The organism is Ralstonia mannitolilytica, from assembly GCF_905397375.1.
Lineage (GTDB): Bacteria > Pseudomonadota > Gammaproteobacteria > Burkholderiales > Burkholderiaceae > Ralstonia > Ralstonia mannitolilytica.
Window position 1 is genome coordinate 1 of sequence record NZ_CAJPVG010000029.1, and the last position, 1,462, is coordinate 1,462.

Sequence of the window (1,462 nt, forward strand, 5' to 3'; positions counted from 1 at the left end):
GTGCCGTGCCCACCAATCCAGGAGCGTGGCAGAGGTAGTTGTTGCGCCAGCTGAGCGCCAGTCTCAAGCTGAAGGAAAGCCCAGCAGCCGACGCTGCTCGCCCCAGTCGCGCGGCAGAGAATCGTGCCGGCCACGCAGGGTCTGCAGGTTCAGATGGCGGGGCTGGCGTCCGTCCAGGATGGCCTCGACGATGTCGGGGGCCAGCAGGGTCATGCGCAGCACCTCGGCCGCCCAGCCTGGCTCCAGTTTCAGCGCGCGCGCCAGGTCGGCGGTCGTCGGATAGACGCCTTCGTCGATCAGCCGCTTCCAGTAGAAGGCCTTGCCGAGCGTCTTGATCATCGGCGCATCCAGGCCGCCCGCGGTCGCGGCGGCGGACTCGGGCGTCGGCGGGATCAGGAGCTTGCGGTTCTGCCGGCGCTTGATCGTCAGGGGCACCAGGGTCACCCGCTGCCCGTCGCTGACGTAGCTGCGCGCGTCGTTGCCGACCTCGACCCGGATCGCGCGGCGGCGGGAGTTCGGCGTCGGATCGGGAGGCGAGCGGGTCATGCCAAGACCTCCTCAGCAGGCGCGCGGCACTCGCCGACCAAGGGATGCGCGCCGATCTCGGGCCCCAATCCCAACCAGCCATCCTCGCGCCAGAGGATGTCGAGTCCGTGCTCATGCAGTTGCACCCGCTCGATCAGCAGCCGCGCGATGCGTTGCTGCTCGGCCGGGAACAACTGCGCCCACACGTCGCCGATGCGCCGCATCGCCACCACCACCTGCGCTTCATCGAGGGCAGCACCGGCCGGGTGGCGCTGGCACGCCCGCCAGGTGCCGATCAGCACCTCCGGCGCGGCGAGCGCCGCGTGGATCTGCGCGAGCACCGCGTTCTCGATCTCGGCCGCGGGCAGATGGCCGACGTCTGGGGCGTCCGGCGCCAGGCTCGCGCCCGCGTTACGACGCTTGTGCAGGTAGGGGACGTAGTAGCGGTAGGTGCGTCCGCTCTTCTTCTTGACGAAGGTGTGCAGCATGCGCTGGCCGTCGGGCGCGAACAGCAGGCCCGCGAGCAGCGCCGGGTGTTGGGCCCGGTGTTCGCGCGGCGCCTGCTTGCGGCGCGCGATGAAAGCGTGCGCGGCGTCCCACAGGTCTCGTGGCACGATCGCTTCGTGTTGGCCGGGATACCACGTGCCGTGGTTGCGGATCTCACCGAGGTAGATGCGGTTGCGCAGCAACGCGAAGATGTATTGCTGGTCGATGGGTCGGCCCGTGCGCCGGCGCCCGCCTTGGGTCACCCAGGCCTTGGTGGTGTGCCCCTGGACCGCCATCTCTCGCACCAGCCGCGCAGCCGAGCCATGCTCGGCGTAGCGCAGGAAGATGTCACGCACGAGAGCGGCCTCGCGTTCGTTGACGACGAGCTTGCGATCGACGACGTCGTAGCCGAGCGGCGGCATGCCGCCCATCCACATGCCCTTCGCTTTGG

The 1,462-nt window shown here is 69.7% G+C and carries 2 protein-coding genes; both read right to left on the reverse strand.

Features of this window, described 5'->3' with window-relative positions:
- Positions 1 to 63 precede the first annotated feature (63 nt).
- On the reverse strand, positions 64 to 546 hold the full coding sequence (locus tag KHN96_RS22645) for a hypothetical protein (protein WP_115044222.1): 483 nt from the start codon (positions 544 to 546) through the stop codon (positions 64 to 66).
- The coding region (locus tag KHN96_RS22650; protein WP_211888743.1) for a recombinase family protein at positions 543 to 1,462 on the reverse strand (920 nt) is incomplete at its 5' end. The genes KHN96_RS22645 and KHN96_RS22650, both read right to left, overlap by 4 nt.